Genomic DNA, 7,230 nt, shown 5'->3' on the forward strand with positions numbered 1-7,230 from the left:
GACGGAAATGTATGTTTAATCCAGGTTTAGCGATGCAATCTAGAACAGGGCCCTCAAGTTCCAAGCTTCCCTCAGCAGCTAAACAAGCTGCAATTTCCTGACGAGCTTGCCAAACCTCTTGAGAGTTAAGAAAGGCTTTTAAGTATAAATAACCGTCTTGTTGCATCCTCCGTCGCAATTGCTCTGGCTGTCCGAGTACATCGGAGGAATCCCTTAGATAACCAAAAGCCTCCTCGCGGCAATCTAGTTCATAACCTAGGGAACTTAGGGCTGTTTTTGTTTGCCTGATCAGCATCGTCGCTACCCGGTTAAGCCGGGACAGGAGAAACTTCAGTATTCAACAGATGTGCTGGATAATATTTACCTTCCAGGATTATCCGTCGTATCTGCTGGATAACACCTTAGTTTTAAGGAATTCAACAGAAACGAAAGCAGGTTAAGTCCGGGTTCTTTGGTGCTATCCGTCACTTTTGCTGGATACCACCCCCTATATCGGTCTTCTCCAAGATTAACCTATGTCGCAACCTACCGCTCCGATGCAGCTTTACCGCTTGCTTGAGGCGGAGCCTTCGCAGAGCAGGAACGAGTGCGATCGCCCTTCGCTGTAGGTTGGGTTGAGCTTGTCACGTCCTTGCTTGTGAATCAGCAGGTAATGTGAAACCAAACATGACTCGATAAAAATTGGCGTATTGGTGGCGAGCGGCAACAAGTTCTGGGATTAGGTAGTGAAAACCGACTCTTAGCAATACGGAAAATTCTAATCAACCTCCTAAAAGCGAACGCTACGCTTTATAAATCCTTTTGCGAAAAGTAACTATGAGCAACAACCCTCAAAATCAAGACTCGCTCGAAGAAAAGCTCAAAGCGGCTTTTGAGAGCGATAATTCTGACAAAAATTATAATATGGTCAAAGGAATTGTTAATTCTCTACCACCAGTTGGGTCGTTACTCGGAGGCTTTTTCGAGAGCTATATCGTGTCTCCGGCAACGAAAAGGAGTTACAAATTTTTAGAAATTTTAGTCCGAGAATTAGAGGAGCTAAAATCTAAAATCGAATCAGTTGATTTTGAAAGTCCCGTTTTTCTGACAACTTTTCTCCATGCGTCTCAGATAGCTCGCCGCACTCATCAGGAGCAAAAAGTTGAAGCTTTGAGAAATATAGTTCTCAATTCATCTCTTCCCAGAGCCTTAGAGGATGATATTTTAGCGATGTTTCTCTACTGGATTGATGGTTTTACCGAACTTCATATCTCAACTCTAAAGCACCTTCACTACCTGGATAGGTATGCCCCAGAGGAATTACACACATATTTTCCTATGTTAGAGCAAAATAGGGCTATATACAATCAGGTTTTGAAAGACTTGGCAGACCGGGGATTGATAAGTTTAAGAGAAGTTTACATTACGGAAGAAGATGATGATGATATATATTTGCAAAGGTTGGGATTTGCTATGCCTCAGATTTCTATGGGTGTGTATAATCAACCAACAAAAAGGGGAGGAAAAGAGATTAAAATGAAAACTTTTAAGCACCAGGAAGACATTGATACTCTCATTAAAAAGAATCATTCGTATAGTCAAGAAAGCAAAACTACAGAATTAGGAAAGCAGTTTATTAGGTTTATTGAAAATCCCTCTTATCAAACGTGAATCCATGTAAGTTTTATTAGTTGCGAATTCCTCTCTTCAGAGCGGGGCTTTGAGGGAACGGGGATCGTAGCGGTCAAAATGCGGTTGGAATTAACTGCTGCGATCGGTTTACCAAGTAAATCCCCATCATAGCCTGTGGCAAAAATGGGCGAGAACCTGACAACCAGGCGATGACTCCGTACCGCTGGCATTGAAGTTGTGCCGCTACCAACATTTGATTTTTGCCGGCTCAAAGCGAGTTCGGTTAGTAGTGCGGTAGCGATGCGGCCCGACTACGCTTAAATTCACACGCTTATCGGTGGAGTGAGTAAAAAGGCGATGAGTGTTCACATCGGCACTTCTGGTTGGAATTACGACCCTTGGCCAGGTGTGCTTTATCCCCACCAGCTACCGCCTTGCAAAGAGCTAGATCGCTATATTCAGCAATATCAAACAGTCGAAGTTAATAGCACCTACTACCGCAGAGATTAGCAGCAAGAATGAAACGACAAGGGCGATGATCGAGAAACGCAGAACGATCGAGCGATCGCGGAACAAGGATTGCGACCTTCGAGATATCACAGCAATTCTCTTCTAATTGTTTGTAGCTTAAATTCCCTAGCATTCCGCATCTGCTTTCGTAAAAAAAATTCAAATGCTTCAAATTGGCCGACGATTTGATTGTGTTTTAATAGGCAGTTCTAAGACTTTTCTTTCTCTACAGAAGTAAGTTGAAGGGTAGGATGCGGTACACTTTACTTTCCAAGCATTAGTCGTACCTGTAATCTCTAGAAGTTCCAATTAGAACCGTTATAAATAGAGTTCCGAACAGGACTATACTGCTTTTTTTACCTATCGGTCTGTTGACGTGTTAATAACAAAGCTTTTTGGATGACTGCTTTTCCTTCTTCCGTTCTGTCTACAGCATTGAGCACAAATCCCAGGTTATAGTAAGCTGTCGCATAGCTTGGATCGAGTTCTATCGCTTCTTCAAATGCTGCAATTGCTGCATCAAATCGACCTTGATTACCAAGTATTTGTCCGAGGTATTGATATACAACAACCGAATTGGGTGCCAGTTCTGTGGCGCGCTGAAGTACGCTGATAGCATCTTCGTATCTGCCCTGCTTATTCAAAGCAACACCTAAATGGTAATGTGCAGCAGCAGATTGAGGAGCAACTTGAATTGCCTGTTGAAAATTAGTAATTGCCTCGCCGTATCTCTCTAGATTTACAAGTACCATACCAAGACCAACAAAAGCCTGTGGTTGGCTCGAATCAATCTCGATCGCTTTTCGATAGACTGTCATAGCCTCGGAAAATCTTTGCCGCTCGGCTAGTGTGGCAGCCATATTCAGGTAAGCTGCTGAATAATTAGGTGCAATCCTAATAGCGTTTTGGTAGGCCCAGATAGCTTTCTCACCTTGACCTTGATAATCCAAAGCCATTCCTAGCTTGAGGTAGACATACACATTATCAGGATCGTGCTTCAGAAAACGCCTCCATATTGACTCAGCCTCAACATATTCACCAGCTTGCTGTGCTAAATCTCCGGCTTGAAATAGTTTTTCCAAATCCATAAATTTTCTCCCCCATGCAAAAGACAAATAACAGCATCAAGGTGGTGAGGGTCGTAGGGTTCAATTTGCACTCCCACATGAACTCCTGTTAACTCTGAAAGCTTTATTGAGCATACTACAATACTCTACAATGTCTGATAGCTTGGCTTTGAATGCTTACAGATTTAGGCTACTTTCGCTGATTAACTAGCAATGACCCCTGTGGAGGGCTTGATGAAAAAAACAGGATTAGGTATTCAAGAATTACTGTATTATGAGCGATCGCAAATTCTAGCCATTGCCCAAAAGCACGGAGCCTACAACGTGCGCGTATTCGGTTCAGTAGCACGGGGCGAAGCGACCCCAGAAAGCGATATTGATTTGTTAGTGGATTACGATTTAGAGAAAATTACGCCTTGGTTTCCAGGTGGGCTTTTGCTTGATTTAGAACAACTGCTCAATCGCAAGGTCGATATCGCCACAGTAGATATGTTGAAAGAACGCATTCGCGAGCGCGTTTTGCAGGAAGCTGTACCACTATGAGGCGAGAAGCCCAACGGCTGCAAGATATATTAGATGCAATAGCCGCAATTGAACGATATGCTAGCCTTGGCAGGCAGGCATTTGATAACCAAGAATTGATCCAAATTTGGATTGTTCATCACCTCCAGATTATTGGAGAAGCAACAAATGCGTTATCGTCCGAGTTAACTAGCCGATATTCCCAAGTCCCTTGGGCGCAAATTGTAGCGTTTAGGAATCTGGTAGTGCATGAATATTTCAGAGTCTCGCTAAACCTAGTTTGGGCGATCGTACAGAATAATTTACCTCCGTTGAAGGTAACAGTAGAACAGATTTTACAGGAGTTGCTAGAGATGTGAGTTCAGCCCTATCAAACCTTCGCGTTCCTGGCAGCAGCGTCTCCCCCAAGAATTTCTGATGACCGTAAAAGCGCCCCGCCCCGTGGTTCACTCCAAGCGTCTTTATTCGCCACAGAAGTGGGTGGAACGGAGGACTGAGGGACTTCAAAGCCCCTGGACGCTCGATTGGATATTCGGCTCGTCGTGCACATCGACTGCATTTACTGGAAGCCTGCCTTGTAAGCGTTGCTGAATTCACTGCGGGTTCAAGTGGTTTTTCGCTCGGCTTTCCCAAATAAAGAATACCGAGAGCAATGGTAGCTCCCGGTATCAGCTTTTCCAGTTCCGTTGTTGTTAAGTAAATCCAATCAGGCTCAAGGAAAGGAAAATTTGCCTTACTCGATTAAGCACAGCCGATTGTTATTGGTTAGCCTGTTCCAAAGCTGGATTCGTTGAAGCTCCAGCAATTTCGGCTAAGTTAATCTTGACGACTTTATTGCGAGCTTCAGTCACTTTGGGTAGAGTTAGCGTTAGAATGCCATCTTTGCATTCAGCTTGCACAGAGTCGTTTTGAATGGGTGCGGGCAAGGGAAGCACCCGGTGGAATTTGCCGTAGCGGAATTCAGAACGGACGTACCCAGGTTTCTCGTTTGTGTTTTCGTAGCGGCGTTCGCCAGAGATAGAAATTGCTTCGCGAGTCACTTGAACGTCAATGTCTTTGGGGTCAATTCCAGGCAGTTGCGCTTTTAATACAAAGTTGTCCCCAGCATCAGCCAATTCTAGAGCGGGCATCCAAGCGGCTTCTGAGTTATCTCTCGTTGTTGCCAGTTGGTCAAAAACTTTATCGAGTTGCTGACGGATGGTTTCAATTTCTGTGAAGGGTTGCTTGGGGCGCATCAACATAATCTGTCACCTCAAAGATTGGTAAAGCTTTATAAGGAAAGTTTGGGTTGAAGCTCATTGCTTACAGTTATTATGATGCCGCTTTATAAGTGGGAGCAACAGTCAGGAGAACCCCACTGAGTTGGTCGTATTTTCTAGAATCAACGTGAAAAAATCAGGGTAATTGGCATTGAAGAAAACCGTACAAAGCTATTCCTAGAAACCGAAAAGGCTGTGGGAACGCGATGAGCTTGCCTCGCCCGTTCTGCTGGCGTGTGAGCGTCGGGGGAAGGATCGGCGGTGTTGCCAACCGTACCAACAATGCGGTGCGGGTGATGTAGCAGGGTAAGGACGAGCACAGCGGGCAATTGCTGCTTTCCCATAGCCATCGCTCGCGCTCATGAGGGCGAGCGCATAATCCCAGCCTTAAAAACGCGATCGCCCAAGAGGTTATGTGTCGCTAGTTCAACAAGTAGTAAGAACCCAAAGCGCTTCTCTAAACTGTGTAAGACTCAATGGCTGTACTTGAGAGCGATGCCTACGCCCCCTTCCGACGCATCTATCCAATCCGTTGACATCTGGATTTTGACTCACCTCATCTTCCATCCCGATCGCCTTTCGCATCCAACTCAACATCACGCTCACACTTTGGGCCTCGTTTCGTACAAACCCCGCAACACGACCTTGATTGGGACACGCGAAATAATTAGTTAGTTTACCGATGCAATGGGGGCTCGGGTTGCGTTCATAGAAAGTGTAGTGACCGTACTCTTTGAGATTGGGGGCATGGTTGGTGTTGGGTTTGGTTCGGTTTCTCCCAAAATTGGCGTATCGGTGGCGCTCGGCAACAAGTTTGGTAATAGATTGGTCATGGTGACAATAGAACTTGCTAAGCCTGACACTCCCATTATTTCCGAATATGTTAACCGTGGATAAAAACTTGAAAACTTTGTCTGCTTTCCTACCGATTCTAGCACTGGGCATTGTTGCCACACCTGCACGCGCAGGGAGAATTGAGGGAGCATCTGTTTCCTGTTGGTTGCTTCGCCAAGACAAGGTAGAACTTAAGCAAACCTGCATCTATGAGTCGGTTTCTTGGGCCGGAGGCGGAGGAAGGACTTTGCGTTGGGAAGATGGCGGGCAAACAAAAATGACGTGGGGATTACAAGGGCGCGGAGAAAAACCTTGTGCCGAGGATAGCATGAGCATAGATGGTGTCTGCGGTGTGGTATATTTCCGCCATCCCACCACCTTACAACGGATTTCTGAAGAAGAGAGCTACAAGCGCGCCATAAACCGCCAACTGGCCGTGACCTGTGTCCAAGTACAAGATAAATCAATCTGCTGGCTATTTAGATGAAATTAATAACAAAGAGAGGTGTGAGTGTTAAAGTTACCTTCGCAGAAGTACCAAAAATAGAGGAAATCTCAATAGCAGCTTTCATTCTTATTGTCGGGCAACTAATAATAAATGCTGTAAATAGAGGAAATTTCAATAGCAGCTTTCATTCTTATTGTCGGGCAGCAACTAATAATAAATGCTGTACCTGTTTCAACCTTGCTTGCTCCTATTTATTTTAAGAGATGCTTTTTTCCCGGATGTTTTTTGAGGGCGATCGTACAAGCTGAAAACATCGACCTCAACCTCACTCAGCACTTTGGCTTCCATCCCGTACAAATCATTCAGCACAGCCTTAACATCAGGAAACACAAAATACTCTGTCAGCTTGCCAATCCGGTAGTTAAAGGGTTGATATCGGTGCTTGAAGTACAGCTCCACATTCCCCCGGTGTTCCCACAATCCTAGTAAGTTGACGGCAACATCCGAGTAATGCGCTCTCACATCCCGCTGCACTTCCGCGATTCGTTCCTCGATCGATCGAGTTGTCACCCCAATTTTATAGAAGCACTGGCCGTCCGCTTTGACCTCCAGAAAATAGAGCCAATTCACCAAAATCCGACGAAGTTGTGCTCGATAAATCAGCAAGTCAGCCCGCCGTTCTTCTAAGCAGGATAAACCCGCAGATAAAGCAATCTCTACAGAGCCTTCTAAATTCATTAACTCTGACAGCAGCAGGGGTTCTTGGACTTTGTTGAACAGCGCCAGGGGAAGCGCACCCACTGGGATTTTACCGAGGTTAGTGAATTGATAAGAGCGAGATCCCTCTGATTCCAACAATCCTTTCAACTGCCACCGAAAGTTTACCAAGTCTTGGGGAATGGCGTAATTTTGTGCGCCGTACTCTGGTTGAGTCGATGTGGGGTATTATCCCCAGCACCTCTCAGTTAGAACTGGACGT

General features: G+C 45.2%; 11 protein-coding genes and 1 pseudogene. 6 read left to right on the top strand and 6 right to left on the bottom strand.

Annotation, left to right across the window (positions count from 1 at the left end):
• A pseudogene (locus QUB30_RS32475) lies at positions 1–295 on the bottom strand (phytanoyl-CoA dioxygenase family protein); the annotation flags it as partial.
• Positions 296–816: 521 nt separating this feature from the next.
• Between QUB30_RS32475 and QUB30_RS32480 the strand changes: the two are divergent.
• Positions 817–1,650, top strand: coding sequence for a hypothetical protein (locus tag QUB30_RS32480; protein WP_333342271.1), 834 nt, complete (start codon positions 817–819; stop codon positions 1,648–1,650).
• 73 nt (positions 1,651–1,723) lie between these two features.
• Here the strand turns inward: QUB30_RS32480 and QUB30_RS32485 are convergent, their stop codons facing one another.
• A complete protein-coding gene (locus QUB30_RS32485; RefSeq protein WP_333342273.1) occupies positions 1,724–1,864 on the bottom strand; it encodes a hypothetical protein in 141 nt (46 codons plus the stop codon).
• Positions 1,865–1,968: 104 nt separating this feature from the next.
• Here QUB30_RS32485 and QUB30_RS32490 point away from each other — a divergent pair, with 104 nt between their 5' ends.
• Complete coding sequence (locus QUB30_RS32490) at positions 1,969–2,121, top strand: DUF72 domain-containing protein (RefSeq protein WP_333342275.1); 153 nt, start codon at positions 1,969–1,971, stop codon at positions 2,119–2,121.
• Positions 2,122–2,477: 356 nt separating this feature from the next.
• Here QUB30_RS32490 and QUB30_RS32495 read toward each other — a convergent pair whose 3' ends face one another.
• Positions 2,478–3,209, bottom strand: coding sequence for a tetratricopeptide repeat protein (locus tag QUB30_RS32495; protein WP_333342277.1), 732 nt, complete (start codon positions 3,207–3,209; stop codon positions 2,478–2,480).
• A gap of 213 nt (positions 3,210–3,422) precedes the next feature.
• Here QUB30_RS32495 and QUB30_RS32500 point away from each other — a divergent pair, with 213 nt between their 5' ends.
• Together QUB30_RS32500 and QUB30_RS32505 are read left to right on the top strand one after the other, a co-directional pair.
• Positions 3,423–3,731 (top strand): nucleotidyltransferase domain-containing protein, encoded by a 309-nt coding sequence (locus QUB30_RS32500; RefSeq protein ID WP_333335640.1) that lies wholly within the window; start codon positions 3,423–3,425, stop codon positions 3,729–3,731.
• On the top strand, positions 3,728–4,069 hold the full coding sequence (locus QUB30_RS32505) for a HepT-like ribonuclease domain-containing protein (protein ID WP_333342279.1): 342 nt from the start codon (positions 3,728–3,730) through the stop codon (positions 4,067–4,069). The genes QUB30_RS32500 and QUB30_RS32505 overlap by 4 nt, the downstream gene beginning before the upstream one ends.
• Before the next feature lie 399 nt (positions 4,070–4,468).
• Here QUB30_RS32505 and QUB30_RS32510 read toward each other — a convergent pair whose 3' ends face one another.
• Positions 4,469–4,951, bottom strand: a complete 483-nt coding sequence (locus QUB30_RS32510) for an Hsp20/alpha crystallin family protein (protein ID WP_333342281.1) — start codon at positions 4,949–4,951, stop codon at positions 4,469–4,471.
• Between the two features lie 140 nt (positions 4,952–5,091).
• The gene (locus QUB30_RS32515; protein WP_333342283.1) at positions 5,092–5,313 is read right to left on the bottom strand and encodes a hypothetical protein; all 222 of its coding nucleotides are present in this window, start codon (positions 5,311–5,313) and stop codon (positions 5,092–5,094) included.
• A 376-nt stretch (positions 5,314–5,689) separates the two neighbouring features.
• Here QUB30_RS32515 and QUB30_RS32520 point away from each other — a divergent pair, with 376 nt between their 5' ends.
• Together QUB30_RS32520 and QUB30_RS32525 are read left to right on the top strand one after the other, a co-directional pair.
• On the top strand, positions 5,690–5,866 hold the full coding sequence (locus QUB30_RS32520; protein WP_190663969.1) for a hypothetical protein: 177 nt from the start codon (positions 5,690–5,692) through the stop codon (positions 5,864–5,866).
• Entirely contained in the window at positions 5,859–6,290 is a 432-nt protein-coding gene (locus tag QUB30_RS32525; protein WP_333342285.1) for a hypothetical protein, read from the top strand. The genes QUB30_RS32520 and QUB30_RS32525 overlap by 8 nt, the downstream gene beginning before the upstream one ends.
• Before the next feature lie 192 nt (positions 6,291–6,482).
• Here the strand turns inward: QUB30_RS32525 and QUB30_RS32530 are convergent, their stop codons facing one another.
• Positions 6,483–7,109 (bottom strand): GIY-YIG nuclease family protein, encoded by a 627-nt coding sequence (locus tag QUB30_RS32530; protein ID WP_333342287.1) that lies wholly within the window; start codon positions 7,107–7,109, stop codon positions 6,483–6,485.
• Positions 7,110–7,230 lie beyond the last annotated feature (121 nt).

It is taken from the genome of Microcoleus sp. BROC3, assembly GCF_036702515.1.
Taxonomy (GTDB): Bacteria; Cyanobacteriota; Cyanobacteriia; order Cyanobacteriales; family Microcoleaceae; genus Microcoleus.